15 protein-coding genes are annotated in these 14,619 nt (G+C 60.2%); 5 read left to right on the plus strand and 10 right to left on the minus strand.

Annotated elements, in window-relative coordinates:
* Positions 1 to 9: 9 nt before the first annotated feature.
* The 6 genes from AC1DVE_RS16440 to AC1DVE_RS16465 all read right to left on the minus strand — a co-directional run bounded on the left by AC1DVE_RS16440 (position 10) and on the right by AC1DVE_RS16465 (position 6,422).
* Positions 10 to 1,314, minus strand: coding sequence for a CynX/NimT family MFS transporter (locus tag AC1DVE_RS16440; RefSeq protein ID WP_223532214.1), 1,305 nt, complete (start codon positions 1,312 to 1,314; stop codon positions 10 to 12).
* Complete coding sequence (locus AC1DVE_RS16445) at positions 1,304 to 1,963, minus strand: FadR/GntR family transcriptional regulator (RefSeq protein ID WP_223459739.1); 660 nt, start codon at positions 1,961 to 1,963, stop codon at positions 1,304 to 1,306. Before AC1DVE_RS16445 ends, AC1DVE_RS16440 begins: the two co-directional genes overlap by 11 nt.
* A gap of 279 nt (positions 1,964 to 2,242) precedes the next feature.
* The gene (locus AC1DVE_RS16450) at positions 2,243 to 3,007 is read right to left on the minus strand and encodes an amino acid ABC transporter ATP-binding protein (protein ID WP_223459741.1); all 765 of its coding nucleotides are present in this window, start codon (positions 3,005 to 3,007) and stop codon (positions 2,243 to 2,245) included.
* A gap of 28 nt (positions 3,008 to 3,035) precedes the next feature.
* Positions 3,036 to 4,133 (minus strand): amino acid ABC transporter permease, encoded by a 1,098-nt coding sequence (locus tag AC1DVE_RS16455; protein ID WP_477784047.1) that lies wholly within the window; start codon positions 4,131 to 4,133, stop codon positions 3,036 to 3,038.
* A 10-nt stretch (positions 4,134 to 4,143) separates the two neighbouring features.
* Positions 4,144 to 5,325 (minus strand): amino acid ABC transporter permease, encoded by a 1,182-nt coding sequence (locus AC1DVE_RS16460; protein WP_223459744.1) that lies wholly within the window; start codon positions 5,323 to 5,325, stop codon positions 4,144 to 4,146.
* A 65-nt stretch (positions 5,326 to 5,390) separates the two neighbouring features.
* On the minus strand, positions 5,391 to 6,422 hold the full coding sequence (locus AC1DVE_RS16465; protein ID WP_046041975.1) for an amino acid ABC transporter substrate-binding protein: 1,032 nt from the start codon (positions 6,420 to 6,422) through the stop codon (positions 5,391 to 5,393).
* Between the two features lie 468 nt (positions 6,423 to 6,890).
* Here AC1DVE_RS16465 and AC1DVE_RS16470 point away from each other — a divergent pair, with 468 nt between their 5' ends.
* From AC1DVE_RS16470 to AC1DVE_RS16490, 5 genes are all read left to right on the plus strand, one after another.
* Positions 6,891 to 7,547 (plus strand): alpha/beta hydrolase, encoded by a 657-nt coding sequence (locus AC1DVE_RS16470; RefSeq protein WP_223459746.1) that lies wholly within the window; start codon positions 6,891 to 6,893, stop codon positions 7,545 to 7,547.
* A gap of 98 nt (positions 7,548 to 7,645) precedes the next feature.
* On the plus strand, positions 7,646 to 9,136 hold the full coding sequence (gene rhlB, locus AC1DVE_RS16475) for an ATP-dependent RNA helicase RhlB (protein WP_223459748.1): 1,491 nt from the start codon (positions 7,646 to 7,648) through the stop codon (positions 9,134 to 9,136).
* A gap of 123 nt (positions 9,137 to 9,259) precedes the next feature.
* Positions 9,260 to 10,204: an ornithine cyclodeaminase family protein gene (locus AC1DVE_RS16480; protein ID WP_477784048.1), complete on the plus strand. Its 945-nt coding sequence runs from the start codon at positions 9,260 to 9,262 to the stop codon at positions 10,202 to 10,204.
* Positions 10,205 to 10,264: 60 nt separating this feature from the next.
* Complete coding sequence (locus AC1DVE_RS16485; RefSeq protein WP_477784049.1) at positions 10,265 to 11,392, plus strand: NAD(P)/FAD-dependent oxidoreductase; 1,128 nt, start codon at positions 10,265 to 10,267, stop codon at positions 11,390 to 11,392.
* A 90-nt stretch (positions 11,393 to 11,482) separates the two neighbouring features.
* The gene (locus tag AC1DVE_RS16490; protein ID WP_223459754.1) at positions 11,483 to 12,124 is read left to right on the plus strand and encodes a helix-turn-helix transcriptional regulator; all 642 of its coding nucleotides are present in this window, start codon (positions 11,483 to 11,485) and stop codon (positions 12,122 to 12,124) included.
* Positions 12,125 to 12,236: 112 nt separating this feature from the next.
* Here the strand turns inward: AC1DVE_RS16490 and AC1DVE_RS16495 are convergent, their stop codons facing one another.
* The 4 genes from AC1DVE_RS16495 to moaC form a co-directional block, all read right to left on the minus strand.
* A complete protein-coding gene (locus AC1DVE_RS16495) occupies positions 12,237 to 13,013 on the minus strand; it encodes an ABC transporter substrate-binding protein (RefSeq protein WP_223459756.1) in 777 nt (258 codons plus the stop codon).
* Positions 13,014 to 13,301: 288 nt separating this feature from the next.
* The gene (gene moaE, locus AC1DVE_RS16500; RefSeq protein WP_007989960.1) at positions 13,302 to 13,754 is read right to left on the minus strand and encodes a molybdopterin synthase catalytic subunit MoaE; all 453 of its coding nucleotides are present in this window, start codon (positions 13,752 to 13,754) and stop codon (positions 13,302 to 13,304) included.
* A 3-nt stretch (positions 13,755 to 13,757) separates the two neighbouring features.
* The gene (gene moaD / locus AC1DVE_RS16505; RefSeq protein ID WP_075945584.1) at positions 13,758 to 14,000 is read right to left on the minus strand and encodes a molybdopterin converting factor subunit 1; all 243 of its coding nucleotides are present in this window, start codon (positions 13,998 to 14,000) and stop codon (positions 13,758 to 13,760) included.
* Positions 13,997 to 14,470 (minus strand): cyclic pyranopterin monophosphate synthase MoaC, encoded by a 474-nt coding sequence (gene moaC, locus AC1DVE_RS16510; protein WP_007972660.1) that lies wholly within the window; start codon positions 14,468 to 14,470, stop codon positions 13,997 to 13,999. Before moaC ends, moaD begins: the two co-directional genes overlap by 4 nt.
* Between the last annotated feature and the right edge of the window lie 149 nt (positions 14,471 to 14,619).

A 14,619-nucleotide genomic window follows, 5' to 3' on the forward strand; every position in this document is an offset into this window, starting at 1 on the left:
GCATCGCGATTAAATTTTCTCACTGCTGACCTGCACATACAGCGCCCGCCCGGCACCGAGCCCGGCGATGATCGCACCGAGGCCAATGACGCCAAAAATCCAGCCCACGGCCGTCCAGCCGCCGGTCCAGTCATGCACGATACCGACCGCGAACGGCCCCATGGACGCCAGGGTGTAACCGAAGCCCTGGGCCATGCTCGACAGATTCGCCGCGACGTGGGAGTCCCGCGAGCGCAGCACGATCAGCGTCAATGCCAAGCTGAACGTGGCGCCCTGTCCCAACCCCAGCACGATCGCCCAGCCCCATAAGCCTTCGATCGGTGCATACAGGCAACCGAACAAGCCACCGAGGGTCAGCACCATCACGATCACAATCGCCAGCCGCTGGTCCTTGCCACGCGTCGCCAGCCATGGCGCGGCGAGGGAGCTGACCAGTTGCACCATCACAGAACCCGACAGCACCAGCCCAGCCTGGGTCGGGGTCAGGCCGCGCCCGATCAGGATCGACGGCAACCAGCCGAACACGATGTAGGCCAGAGACGATTGCAAGCCCATGTACAAGGTCACTTGCCAGGCCAGCGGATCGCGCAGCAATCCCCGAACGCGATAGGCAACGTTGTGCGCACCGTGTTTCTGGCCGACTTGCGGCAACCAGAACAGCGCGGCCGCCAATGCCGGAATGACCCAGAAGCCGAGGCCCATCGCCCAGCTCTTGTCGAAATGCTCGCTCAGCGGCACGGTCGCACCCGCCGCCATCGCCGCGCCCAGACACAGGGCCATGGTGTAGACCCCGGTCATGGTCCCGGCCTGTTTCGGGAAATCGCGCTTGACGATGCCTGGCAGCAACACGCCGATCACGCCAATGCTGGCACCGGCCAGCACGCTGCCGGCAAACAGGCCGATTTCACCGAGCGAACTGCGCAGGATGATCCCGCCCGCCAGAGTCAGAAGAATGCCCAGCACCACCCGCTCCGCACCAAATCGCCGCGCCAGCACGGGTGCCAACGGCGCAAACAGACCCAGGCAAAGCACCGGCAACGTGGTCAGCAATCCCGCCGCGGACGCCGACAAGCCAAGGGACTTCGACACCTCGCTGAGCATCGGCGCCATGCTCGACAGCGCCGGGCGCAGGTTCAGCGCCACCAGAATCAGGCCCAGCAGCAACAGCCACGGCCGGCGCAGAACCGGGTGGGCTTGCTGGACCTGTTCGTCATCAGCCTCGGCGTCGATCAGCAGCTCTTCCAGCTCTGCCGAGCGTTTTAGGGCTGTGGATAAATCACTGCGGTGTATGGACTTCTCGGTTTCAAGGTTCATTGATCAACTGCCTCGACAGGGCTTTGGCCCGTTCCGGGTCGCGTTGTTCGACGGCATCGAGCAACTCGATGTGCAGGTCGAACACTTCCTGGCGGCGCGGGACGATGTTCAGGGTCTGGCGCAATTGCGCGCCGACGATGCTGGAGAAATAGCGATACAACTCGCTGAGGGTCGGGTTGTGCGCGGCGTCCACCAGACGGCGGTGAAACACCAGATCGCAGGCGATGTAGGTATCAAGATCGCCGTGATAGTGGCTGCCACTGACACCCAGCGCCTCGCGCAATGCCACCAGGTCTTCGTCGGTACGGCGCACTGCCGCCAGGCCAATGGCCTCGACTTCTAGGATGTGCCGGGTTTCCCGGGCCTGCTCAAGGGAGCAACGGGACAGCGCCTTCAAGGTATCGAGCGGATCGACCACTGCCCGCAGGTAACTGCCGTCACCCTGACGGATTTCGATCAACCCGGAAAATGCCAACACCCGCATGGCTTCGCGCACGGTGTTGCGGCTGATGCCCAGCTCGGCGGACAACTCAGGCTCGGTAGGCAAACGCTGGCCCACGACCCAAACGCCTTGGTTGATGCGCAAGCGCAGTTGGTCCAGGGCTTGATCAACCAGGGATCGTTTTACTAATGGAGAGATGTCTGACATGGAATTCGCCCTTTCATCCAATCATAGGATGAATTTTCTGACATGTTAGTCAGCATCTTTCCGCTGGGCAACTACAAAGTCGCAACGAATAAGACAATTGTGGCGAGGGAGCTTGCTCCCGCTTGAGTGCGCAGCACTCACAATTGTCCATGATCTTGAAGACCTTAGGGCCGCTACGCAGCCCAACGGGAGCAAGCTCCCTCGCCACAGAAAAGCTTGAATTCCAGGCAAAAATAAACCCGGCACTCGGTCCGGGTTTATTTCAGTGCCTGGGTTCGATCAATGCAGGATCTGGCTCAGGAACAGCTTGGTGCGTTCATTCTGCGGCTTGTCGAAGAAGTCGTTCGGCGCCGCCTGCTCGACGATTTCGCCCTTGTCCATGAAGATCACGCGGTTGGCCACGGTGCGGGCGAAGCCCATTTCGTGGGTCACGCAGAGCATGGTCATGCCGTCTTCGGCCAGGCCGATCATGGTGTCCAGTACCTCTTTCACCATCTCCGGGTCGAGTGCCGAGGTCGGCTCGTCGAACAGCATGATTTTCGGTTTCATGCACAGTGCGCGGGCAATGGCCACACGCTGTTGCTGACCGCCGGACAGTTGCCCCGGGAATTTATGCGCCTGCTCCGGAATGCGTACGCGTTCCAGGTAGTGCATGGCAATTTCCTCGGCCTTGCGCTTAGGCATCTTGCGCACCCACATCGGCGCCAGGGTGCAGTTCTGCAGGATGGTCAGGTGCGGGAACAGGTTGAAGTGCTGGAACACCATGCCGACTTCGCGGCGGATCGCTTCGATCTGCTTGAGGTCGTTGGTCAGTTCCACGCCATCGACCACGATACGGCCCTGCTGGTGCTCTTCCAGACGGTTGAGGCAGCGGATGGTGGTGGATTTGCCGGAACCCGACGGGCCGCACAAGACGATACGCTCGCCCTGCTTGACGTTGAGATTGATGTCCTTGAGTACGTGAAACTGACCGTACCACTTGTTCACGCCCTGCATCTGAATAATGCCTTCAGGGCTCACAGGCTGTTTGATTGCTTCGCTCATCACAAAACTTCCTAAATTAGGTAGCGACTTAGCGCTTGTGGCCAGTGTCGAGCTTGCGTTCCAGATGCATGGAATAGCGCGACATACCAAAACAGAAAATCCAGAACACCAGGGCGGCGAACACATAGCCTTCGGTGGCCATGCCCAGCCATTTCGGGTCGGCGGCGGCTTGCTTGACGCTGTTGAGCAGGTCGAACAGGCCGATGATGATCACCAGGCTCGTGTCCTTGAACAGCGCAATGAAGGTGTTGACGATGCCGGGGATCACCAGCTTCAGGGCTTGCGGCAGAATCACCAGACCCATGCTGCGCCAGTAACCCAGGCCCATCGCCGCCGCCGCTTCGTACTGACCTTTTGGAATCGCTTGCAGACCGCCGCGCACCACTTCAGCCACGTAGGCCGACTGGAACAGGATCACGCCGATCAACGCCCGCAGCAGCTTGTCGAAGTTCATGCCTTCAGGCAGGAACAACGGCAGCATCACCGAGGACATGAACAGCACCGTGATCAACGGCACGCCGCGCCAGAACTCGATGAAGGTCACGCAGACCACGCGAATCGCCGGCATGTTCGAACGACGGCCCAGAGCCAGGACAATCCCCAGCGGCAGCGCACCGGCGATGCCGACGGTGGCGATCACCAGGGTCAGCATCAGGCCGCCCCACTGGCTGGTCGCCACGTTGGTCAGGCCGAAGATGCCACCGTGCAACAGGAAGTAGGCAAAGATCGGGTACAGCACCAGGAAGCTCAGCCCGTACACCGCTTTATGGTGAAAGCGGGAGATGAACAACGGCGCCACGCCGACGATCGCCAGCCACACCGTCAGGTCCACACGCCAGCGCAGTTCCGGCGGGTAATAGCCATACATGAACTGGCCGAAACGCTGTTGGATGAACACCCAGCAGGCGCCTTCCTTGGTGCAGTCGGCGCGGGTCGTGCCGACCCAGTTGGCGTCGAGGATGGCCCACTGCAGGATCGGCGGCACCACCAGGTAGATGAGGTAGAAGGCAAACAGGGTCAGCAGGGTGTTGAGCCAGCTGGAGAACATGTTCGCGCGCATCCACGCCACCGGCCCAAAGACTTTGCTCGGTGGCGGCATGTCAGGTTTGAAAGTATGAGTACTCATGCGCTATTCCTTACCGCTCGATCAGCGCAATGCGCTTGTTGTACCAGTTCATCAGCAGGGAAATGCTGATACTGATCGCCAGGTACACGCTCATGGTGATGGCAATCACCTCGATCGCCTGACCGGTCTGGTTCAGCACCGTACCGGCAAACAGCGAGACCATTTCCGGATAACCGATACCGGCCGCCAGCGAGGAGTTCTTCGCCAGGTTCAGGTATTGGCTGGTCAGCGGCGGGATGATCACGCGCAGGGCTTGCGGGATAATCACCTTGCGCAGGGTCGGACCGTTGCGCAGGCCGAGTGAGTGCGCCGCTTCGGTCTGGCCGTGGCTGACCGACTTGATGCCCGAACGTACGATCTCGGCGATGAACGCCGCGGTGTACACGGTGAGGGCCAGCGTCAGCGCCAGCAGTTCCGGGATCAGCACCCAGCCACCGACGAAGTTGAAGCCTTGCAGTTTCGGCATTTCCCAGTGCAGCGGCGCGCCGAAGATCAGTGCGCCCAGTGTCGGGATCACCAGGAACAACGCCAGGCCAACCCAGAACTTGTGGAACGGCACACCGGTGGCTTCAAAGCGCTTGGTGGCCCAGCGGCTCATCAGCACGATGGCGATGATGGCGACTACAACGCTGGCCACAAACGGCCAGAAGCCGTCCGCCATCAGCGCCGCCGGCATGTTCAGGCCACGGGCGCTGACAAAGAAGGTGTCGCCGAAGTTATGGCTGTTGCGCGGCCCCGGCATGGTCAGGAACACCGCGAAGTACCAGAACAGGATCTGCAGCAGCGGCGGGATGTTACGGAAAACCTCCACGTACACCGTCGCCAGCTTGGCAATGATCCAGTTCTTCGACAGCCGTGACACGCCGACGATGAACCCGAGGATCGTCGCCAGGATGACGCCGATGAAGGTCACCAGCAGCGTGTTGAGCAGGCCGATGACAAACACTCGGGCATAGGTGTCCGATTCGGTGTAGTCGATCAGGTGTTGAGCGATGCCGAAACCGGCACTGCGCTCCAGAAAACTGAAGCCCGAGGTAATGCCCCGGTGCTGAAGGTTGGTCTGCGTGTTATCGAACAGATACCAGCCCATCGAGACCACCGCCACAATGGTGATGATCTGGAATAGCCACGCACGCACTTTCGGATCGCTGAGGCTGAGCCTCTGCTTTGGTGCGCCGATTGAATTTTGCATGAAGTGCCCCGGAAATAATGGAACAGAACATCACCCGGTGGTTGGCCCACCGGGTGATAGAACCATCAGCGCACTGGTGGTGCGTATTGAATGCCGCCAGCGTTCCACAGAGCGTTCAGCCCGCGGTCGATTTCCAGCGGAGTGCCCTTGCCGAGGTTTTTCTCGAACACTTCGCCGTAGTTACCGACTTGCTTGATGATCTGCACGACCCAGTCTTTCTTCACTTTCAGGTCTTTGCCGTATTCACCGTCGGTACCCAGCAGACGGGCAACGTCAGGGTTCTTGGTGCCCTTGGCTTCGGCTTCGACGTTCTTCGAAGTGATGCCGGCTTCTTCAGCGTTGAGCATGGCGTAGCCAGTCCAGCGCACGATGGCCAGCCACTCGTCGTCGCCATTACGCACGACCGGGCCCAAAGGCTCCTTGGAAATGGTTTCCGGCAGAACCACGTAGTCCTTCGGCGAAGCCAGCTTGCTGCGCTGGGCGAACAGCTGGGATTTGTCGGAGGTCAGTACGTCGCAACGACCGGATTCCAGCGACTTGGCGCTTTCGTCGGAGGTGTCGAAGGTGATCGGGGTGTATTTCAGGCCGTTGCCGCGGAAGTAGTCGGAAACGTTCAGTTCGGTGGTGGTACCGGCCTGGATGCAGATGGTTGCACCGTCCAGTTCCTTGGCGCTCTTGACGCCCAGCTTGTTGTTTACCAGGAAGCCGATACCGTCGTAGTAGGTAATGAAGCCCGGGAATTTCAGGCCCATGCCCGCGTCACGGGAGCTGGTCATGGTGGTGTTGCGCGACAGAATGTCGATTTCGCCGGATTGCAGCGCGGTGAAGCGCTCCTTGGCGTTCAACTGGCTGAACTTGACCTTGGTCGCGTCGCCGAAGACAGCAGCCGCTACTGCACGGCAGTAGTCAGCATCGATACCCACGATCTTGCCGGTGGAATCCGGAACCGAAAAGCCTGGCAGGCCATCGCTGACGCCACACTGCACGAAACCTTTCTTCATCACTGCATCCAGGGTTGCGCCCGCCTGGGCAAACCCGCTGACACCGAGTACCGCGGCTGCAGTCACGATAGCCAGGGTGGATTTCAACATCTTCATTCAAACCTCCAGTTTTGCTCTTGTTGTGTCGGAGCGTGAGTCCTGTCGCACCCTTTTGAGGCGTAGTCGACCCGTGTTGGCTTGTTTTGGGATCAACCGACGTAAGACGTTAGCTATGAGTCTAGTAGGAGAAAATCCACGTCATGGAAAACTCACTCTCACCAGTCGGCCGAACGGGCTGTAGCCCTTTCACGTTCGCGAAGCCCCGTAGCGGCCCTTGGCGAACATCCATCACCGGATTCATTGCTATCCCACAGTCGGCAGTACACTGATAGTGTTACCGCCGGGCGCGAGATGTGTTGCACCGTTTCTCCATAGCAAAGCCCGTACCACACCGCTCACCGAAGCGGTTCAGCTGCAGGTCAATAGCAAAACTTGTACGCTTGCGACACTTTCTTAACGGATCAACCTGACGCGCACTTTGATCACGCACTTATATGTGCGCGCACGCACAACATTGGAGCAGACATGACCGAGCCCTTGATTCTTCAGCCCGTAAAGACCGCAGACGCCTGCGTTATATGGCTGCACGGCCTGGGCGCCGATCGCTACGACTTCCTGCCGGTGGCCGAAGCGCTGCAGGAAACCTTGCTGAGTACCCGCTTCGTTCTCCCGCAGGCACCGCACCGCCCTGTCACTATCAACGGCGGCTACGAGATGCCGAGCTGGTACGACATCCTGGCCATGAGCCCGGCGCGCGCGATCAACCGCGAGCAACTGGAAGTGTCGGCAGATCGCGTCATTGAATTGATCGAAGTGCAGCGAGCCAGCGGAATAGACGCCTCGCGGATCTTCCTGGCAGGTTTTTCCCAGGGCGGCGCCGTGGTTTTCCACACCGCGTTTCTGAAATGGCAGGGACCACTGGGTGGCGTAGTTGCCCTTTCTACTTATGCACCGACCTTCAGCGACGAACTGCAACTGTCCGCCAGCCAGCAGCGGATTCCGGTGCTGTCGATGCACGGCCAGTACGACGACGTGGTGCAAAACTCGATGGGGCGCAGCGCCTACGAGCATTTGAAGCTGCGTGGTGTCACCGTGACATGGCAGGAATACCCAATGGGTCACGAAGTGTTACCCGAAGAAATTCGCGACATCGGCGTCTGGCTCGCCGAGCGTTTGCGTTAAGCATTCCTGTTTAAAAGTGCCCTTTGATCCATCCTACTACGCCGCGCCCGATTCTTGCATTACACTGGCCGGCGTACATTCCTTAATCAATTGATGAGATGACCGTGCTCAAAGCACTCAAGAAAATGTTCGGTAAAAGCGAGACTGAGCAACTCGCGCCAGTTCCCAGCCCTGCGTCTCACGCTCCCGGCCACCGCACCGACGGTAATCAGTCTGAACGAGCCGCCACCGCCGCGGCACCCAAGCATGAGCCAAAGACCGCAAAAGTTGCCCAGCCTGCGGCGATAACAGCCCCGGAGCAGCCGCTCAGCGAAACGCCGAAACCCGCCAAACCGCGTCGCGAACCCAAGCCCAAGGCGCCGGTCATCCCATGGAAACTCGAAGACTTCGTCGTCGAACCCCAGGAAGGCAAAACCCGCTTCCACGATTTCAAACTCGCCCCGGAACTGATGCACGCCATCCAGGACCTGGGCTTCCCGTATTGCACGCCGATCCAGGCCCAGGTGCTGGGCTTCACCCTCGCGGGCAAAGACGCCATCGGCCGTGCCCAGACCGGTACCGGCAAAACCGCTGCGTTCCTGGTCTCGATCATCACCCAGTTGCTGCAAACCCCACCGCCGAAAGAGCGCTACATGGGTGAGCCACGGGCACTGATCATCGCGCCAACCCGCGAACTGGTGGTGCAGATCGCCAAGGACGCCGCCGACCTGACCAAGTACACCGGCCTCAACGTCATGACGTTCGTCGGTGGCATGGACTTCGACAAGCAGCTCAAGCACCTCGAAGCCCGCCACTGCGACATCCTCGTGGCCACACCGGGCCGCCTGCTGGACTTCAACCAGCGCGGCGACGTGCATCTGGACATGGTCGAAGTGATGGTGCTCGACGAAGCCGACCGCATGCTCGACATGGGCTTCATCCCGCAAGTGCGCCAGATCATTCGCCAGACGCCTCCGAAGTCCGAGCGCCAGACGCTGCTGTTCTCCGCGACCTTCACCGAAGACGTGATGAACCTGGCCAAGCAATGGACCACCGACCCGTCGATCGTCGAGATCGAGTCGCAGAACGTGGCCAACGAAAACGTCGAGCAGCACATCTACGCGGTGGCCGGTGCCGACAAGTACAAACTGCTCTACAACCTGGTCAACGACAATGGTTGGGAGCGTGTCATCGTCTTCGCCAACCGCAAGGATGAAGTGCGACGCATCGAAGAACGCCTGGTGCGTGACGGCATCAACGCCGCGCAACTGTCCGGCGACGTGCCGCAGCACAAGCGCATCAAGACCCTCGAAGGCTTCCGCGAAGGCAAGATCCGCGTATTGGTCGCCACCGACGTGGCCGGTCGCGGCATCCACATCGACGGCATCAGCCACGTGATCAACTTCACCTTGCCGGAAGTGCCGGACGACTACGTGCACCGCATCGGTCGTACCGGTCGTGCTGGCGCCGACGGCGTGTCCATCAGCTTTGCGGGTGAAGACGACTCCTACCAGCTACCGTCCATCGAGGAAAAGCTGGGGCGCAAGATCAGCTGTGAAACACCACCGACGCATCTGTTGCGGGCCGTTGAACGCAAGCGCCCGCATTAAGCGACGCTGAAAAGACAAGCGCAGCCGGCAACGGACTGCGCTTTTTTTTCGCCCGGATATTGCCTGAGATATCTAAAAGTCCATAATGGACAAATTAGTTTACTTTCAACTCCGGAGCCGACCATGTCCAGCACGCCCCAAGTGATCCCTCAAGCCCAGGCTCGCGAGCTACTGGCGCAGGTCGATGTGCCGCAGATCCTGCGCAAACTGTTCCGCGACCTGGCCGCCGGGCAGGCCGTACAACCGGCGCAACAACTGGTGGAGTTTCCACAGGGCGCCGGCGATTTCATCAACTACCTGGGCGTGTTGGCTGAAGACGGTGTGTACGGGATCAAGACGTCGCCATACATCGTCCGTGAACAAGGGCCGCTGGTGACGGCGTGGACGCTGCTGATGTCGATGCAGACCGGTCAGCCGCTATTGCTGTGCGATGCCGGCGAACTGACCACAGCGCGCACCGCTGCGACCACCGCCGTAGCGGTCGATGCCCTCGCGCCACTCACAGCCATTCGCCTGGCCATTATCGGCAGCGGCAAAGTGGCCCAGGCGCACCTGCACTATGTGAAAGGCCTGCGCGACTGGCAGAGCATCAGCCTGTACTCGCCGAGCCTGAGCGAAGACGCCGAAACCGTGAGCCGGCTGAAAAACATCGAGCCACGCCTGAACATCGTCGACAGTCGCGAAGCTGCCGTTCAGGACGCCGACGTGATCATGCTTTGCACCTCGTCCGCCGGTCCGGTGATCGATCCATCGAGCTTGCGCAAACCGGCGCTGATCACCTCCATCAGCACCAACGCACCGCGTGCCCATGAAGTGCCGCCGCAAAGCCTCAACGACATGCAGGTGTTCTGTGACTATCGCCTGACGACCCCGGGCTCGGCCGGTGAAATGCTGATCGCCGCCGAGCAGCACGGCTGGGACAAGGGCGCGATTGTCGGCGACCTGGCCGACCTGCTCAGCGAAAAAGTCCTGCGCCCTGATTACGATCGCCATGTGTTTTTCCGCTCCATCGGCCTGGGCCTGGAAGACATTGCGCTGGCCAATGCGATCTATCGCCTGTCCCGCTGACATCTCGGCCCCTACAGGGGATCACCATAATTCCGGCATTGTGCTTTACAGGAGACGTTCATGAGCCAGGCAGATTTCATCATCATCGGCGGCGGGATTGCCGGTGCTTCCACGGGTTTCTGGCTGTCGCAGCACGGCCGCGTGATCGTGCTCGAACGCGAATCCCATCCGGCCTATCACTCCACCGGCCGTTCGGCGGCGCTATACACCGCCGCCTACGGCACCCCGCAAGTGCGGGCGTTGACCCTGGCCAGCCGGGACTTTTTCGACAACCCGCCCAGCGGTTTCTGCGAGCACCCGCTGCTGACCCCGCGCGGTGAAATGACCGTGGACCTGACCGGTGACCCGGACGAACTGAACAGGCAATACCAGAGCGCAAAAACCACGGTGCCGGAGATGCAATTGCTCGGCGTCGACGAGGCTTGCGCGTTGGTGCCGGTCTTGCGCCGGGAAAAGGTCCACGGCGCCATCTACGACCCGACCGCCAGCGACATCGACACCGATGCCCTGCACCAGGGCTATTTGCGCGGTATCCGCCGCAACCAGGGCGAAGTGCATACCGACAGCGAAGTCGTCAGCCTGAGCCGCGACGACCAAGGAACATGGCACGTCCAGACCGGCAGCCAGACCTTCAGCGCGCCGATCATCATCAACGCCGCCGGCGCCTGGGCCGACAAGATCGGCGAACTGGCTGGCGCCAAGCCCCTGGGCCTGCAACCCAAACGCCGTGCCGCTTTCATCTTCGCCGGCCCCGAAGGCGTGGACATCCATCATTGGCCGATGCTGGTCAGCCTCGACGAATCCTTCTACATGAAACCCGACGCCGGGATGTTCCTCGGCTCGCCGGCCAACGCCGATCCGGTGGAACCCCACGACGTGCAGCCCGAAGAACTGGACATCGCCATGGGCATCTACCAGATCGAAGAAGCCACGACCCTGACCATTCGCCGCCCGACCCGCACCTGGGCCGGCCTGCGCAGCTTCGTCAGCGACGGCGACTTGCTGTCCGGCTTCGATCCACAGGTACCGGGGCTATTCTGGGTTGCGGCACAAGGCGGTTATGGCATCCAGACCTCGCCGGCCATGGGTCAGGCCAGCGCAGCACTGGTGCGCGGTGCCGCGCTGCCCGAGTCGCTCAGCTATTTCGGCCTGAATGCCGAAATGCTCTCCCCTGCCCGCCTCGGCTGATCCTGATCCTCAGGTGACGTACCCACACGATTACGGCACACTTTCAGCGCCCCTTTGATGGGGCGCTGACGCTGCCTGGAGCTCCACTGTATGAACGCCCCCGAAAAAGACTCGGCCCTGGACGACACGTCCCTGGATAACTTCCACGCGATTGCCGACGCCATCGCCACGTTGTTTTTCCCCCACGCCGAAGTGGTGCTGCACGACCTGCGCACGCAAAAGGTCGACTACATCGCCAACAACCTGTCCAAGCGGGAAATCGGCGACGACTCGGCGCTGGAAGACATGCTCAGCGACGATGTCAGCGAACGAAACATCGGGCCGTACGAAAAGCTCAACTGGGATGGTCAGAAGATTCGCAGCCTCAGCACCGTGCTACGGGACAGCGGGGGTCATCCACTGGCGGTGCTGTGCATCAACCTGAATATTTCGTTGTTCGAAAATGCCAAGGCCGCCCTGGACCTGTTCCTGTCGCCGACCAAGCTGATCCCGCAACCGGACTCACTGTTTCGCGATGACTGGCAGGAGCGGATCAACACCTTCCTCCACGCCTGGCTGCGCGAACGGCAGTTGAGCCTGAATCTGCTGACTCGCGACCACAAGCGTGAACTGGTGCTGGCGTTGCACGCCGAAGGCGCGTTCAAGGGCAAAAGCGCATCGAACTACGTGGCCAATGTACTGAACATGGGTCGGGCGACGGTGTACAAGCATTTGAAGGAATTGAAGGGCTAGGCCCTGAGACTTGAGTTGTTTGATCCGACGCCATCGCGAGCAGGCTCGCTCCTACAATGGATCGGTGTACACCGTACCCTGTAGGAGCGAGCCTGCTCGCGAAAGCGATTGATTAGTCGCCGTAAATGTCGGACTTGAAATACTTGTCCGAAATCTTCTGGTACTCACCACTGACGCGAATGCCATCAATGGCCGTGTTCAGCTCGCTGACCAGTTCGGTGTTGCCCTTGCGCACCGCAATCCCCGCACCCTCGCCCACATATTTCGGATCTTTCAGCTCCGGCCCGGCAAAGGCGTAACCCTTGCCACGCGGCATCGACAGGAAGTCATTCAGTGGAATGGTGTCGGCAAAAATCGCGTCGAGGCGACCGGCGGCCAGGTCCATGTAGATTTCTTCGTTGTTGCTGTAGCGCTTGACGTTGATGCCCTTGGGCTCGAACACCTCGGTGGCGTAACGGTCGGTGGTGGTGGCGCGCTGCACACCGACAGTCTTGCCCTTGAGGCTGGCGTACTGGTCATCCACCACCGCGCCATCCTTCATCACCAGACGCGACGAAGTGAAATAGTACTTGTGGGTGAAATCCACCGACTTCTTGCGGTCTTCATTGATGGTCATGGACGACAGCGCCATGTCGATTTTCTTCACCTTCAGGGAAGGAATCAGACCGTCGAACTCGCCTTCGACCCACACACACTTGGCCTTCATCTGCGCGCACAGGGCATTGCCGATGTCATAGTCAAAACCGACGATTTCGCCTTTGTCGGTTTTCGAGGCGAACGGCGGATACGCCGCTTCGATACCGATGCGCAAGGTTTTCTCGGCGGCGAACACAGAGCTGCACGCCAACAGGCTCAGGGCCAGACCGGTGATGAGGGGGAACTTCTTCATGTTCGTTTTCTCGCGGTTGTTGTTGGTTTGGCAAGACAGAAGAAAAAGCTGAAACGGGTGGAAACCTTTTTTTGTACTTATAATTCCATACTGGACTTTTATGTATAAATCGTCAATGAGGCAAATGCAGCCCGTACCGGCCGATGGTCGGGTGGTGAATCATCAAGATTTTTAGTGGTGCAGATGACGCCATCGCGAGCAGGCTCGCTCCTACATTTGAACTGTGAACACAGATCTACTGTAGGAGCGAGCCTGCTCGCGATGGCTTAATCAGAGACGCCGCAGGAATTACTGCTTCCAGCGATCCGCCGCCGCATGATCACTGTCACGACCCTCGACCCAACGCGGCCCGTCACTGGTGTTTTCTTTCTTCCAGAACGGCGCACGTGTTTTCAGGTAATCCATGACAAAGGCACAGGCGTCGAATGCCGCCTGACGATGAGCGCTGGCCGCGCCGACGAAGACAATCGGCTCGCCCGGTTCCAGGGCGCCGATGCGGTGCAGCACTTCCAGTTTGAGCAGCGGCCAGCGCTGCTCGGCCTCGATGGCAATCTTGCCGAGGGCCTTTTCGGTCATGCCCGGATAGTGTTCGAGGAACATCCCGGCGACATCGAGACCGTCATTGAAGTCGCGCACGTAGCCGACAAAACTCACCACCGCACCCACGCCGACATTGGCATCGTGCATGGCATTGACTTCGGCACCCGGGTCGAACGCGGTGGACTGCACGCGAATCGCCATGGCTCAGCCTCCGGTCACAGTCGGAAAGAACGCCACTTCATCGCCCTCGCTGACCGGCTCGTCGAGCTGGCACAGGTCTTCATTGCGGGCGCACATCAGGTTTTGCTCGCTCAACACCTCGGCACCGTCACGTTGGGCCAACAGTGCGCGGACGTCGTCAACGGTGGCGAAGTTGCCTTCTACTTTCACCGAGTCCAGACCCAGCGCTTCACGATAACGGGCGAAAAACTTCACGGTAACGTTCATGGCTGCTCCGCCTGGAAATGTCCGCTCTTGCCGCCGACCTTCTCCAGCAGACGCACGCTTTCGATGGTCATGCCACGGTCCACGGCCTTGCACATGTCGTAGATCGTCAGGGCGGCGACACTGGCGGCGGTCAAGGCTTCCATCTCGACGCCGGTCTGCCCGGACAGCTTGCAGCGCGCCACGATGCGCACCGAATCGTCGCCTTCGGCACTGAGCTCGACCTTGACGCCGGTCAGCATCAGCGGATGGCACAGGGGAATCAGATCGCTGGTCTTCTTCGCCGCCTGAATGCCGGCAATGCGCGCCACGGCAAACACATCACCCTTGGGGTGGCCGCCACTGACGATCATCTGCAGGGTTTCGGGCAGCATGCGCACCAGCGCTTGAGCGGTCGCCTCACGGAATGTCACGGCTTTTTCGGTGACGTCGACCATGTTGGCGCGACCTTGGGAATCGAGATGAGTCAGCACGGGATTACTCCTGATCAGGAGCGTCGATTGTAAACCTGCGGGTCAGATTTCCGCACGCACGATTGTCGGCCCACCACAAACCAATGTGGGAGCGAGCTTGCTCGCGATAGCGGCCTGTCATTAACCCGAGATGTCGACTGACACACCGT

The sequence above is a fragment of the Pseudomonas sp. P4_B4 genome, from assembly GCF_056402255.1.

Excerpts from the sequence above, each read along its gene's own strand:
- AC1DVE_RS16440 (WP_223532214.1), bottom strand. The coding sequence starts at position 1,314 with ATGAACCTTGAAACCGAGAAGTCCATACACCGCAGTGATTTATCCACA.
- AC1DVE_RS16445 (WP_223459739.1), bottom strand. The coding sequence starts at position 1,963 with ATGTCAGACATCTCTCCATTAGTAAAACGATCCCTGGTTGATCAAGCC.
- AC1DVE_RS16450 (WP_223459741.1), bottom strand. The coding sequence starts at position 3,007 with ATGAGCGAAGCAATCAAACAGCCTGTGAGCCCTGAAGGCATTATTCAG.
- AC1DVE_RS16455 (WP_477784047.1), bottom strand. The coding sequence starts at position 4,133 with ATGAGTACTCATACTTTCAAACCTGACATGCCGCCACCGAGCAAAGTC.
- AC1DVE_RS16460 (WP_223459744.1), bottom strand. The coding sequence starts at position 5,325 with ATGCAAAATTCAATCGGCGCACCAAAGCAGAGGCTCAGCCTCAGCGAT.
- AC1DVE_RS16465 (WP_046041975.1), bottom strand. The coding sequence starts at position 6,422 with ATGAAGATGTTGAAATCCACCCTGGCTATCGTGACTGCAGCCGCGGTA.
- AC1DVE_RS16470 (WP_223459746.1), top strand. The coding sequence starts at position 6,891 with ATGACCGAGCCCTTGATTCTTCAGCCCGTAAAGACCGCAGACGCCTGC.
- rhlB (WP_223459748.1), top strand. The coding sequence starts at position 7,646 with ATGACCGTGCTCAAAGCACTCAAGAAAATGTTCGGTAAAAGCGAGACT.
- AC1DVE_RS16480 (WP_477784048.1), top strand. The coding sequence starts at position 9,260 with ATGTCCAGCACGCCCCAAGTGATCCCTCAAGCCCAGGCTCGCGAGCTA.
- AC1DVE_RS16485 (WP_477784049.1), top strand. The coding sequence starts at position 10,265 with ATGAGCCAGGCAGATTTCATCATCATCGGCGGCGGGATTGCCGGTGCT.
- AC1DVE_RS16490 (WP_223459754.1), top strand. The coding sequence starts at position 11,483 with ATGAACGCCCCCGAAAAAGACTCGGCCCTGGACGACACGTCCCTGGAT.
- AC1DVE_RS16495 (WP_223459756.1), bottom strand. The coding sequence starts at position 13,013 with ATGAAGAAGTTCCCCCTCATCACCGGTCTGGCCCTGAGCCTGTTGGCG.
- moaE (WP_007989960.1), bottom strand. The coding sequence starts at position 13,754 with ATGGCGATTCGCGTGCAGTCCACCGCGTTCGACCCGGGTGCCGAAGTC.
- moaD (WP_075945584.1), bottom strand. The coding sequence starts at position 14,000 with ATGAACGTTACCGTGAAGTTTTTCGCCCGTTATCGTGAAGCGCTGGGT.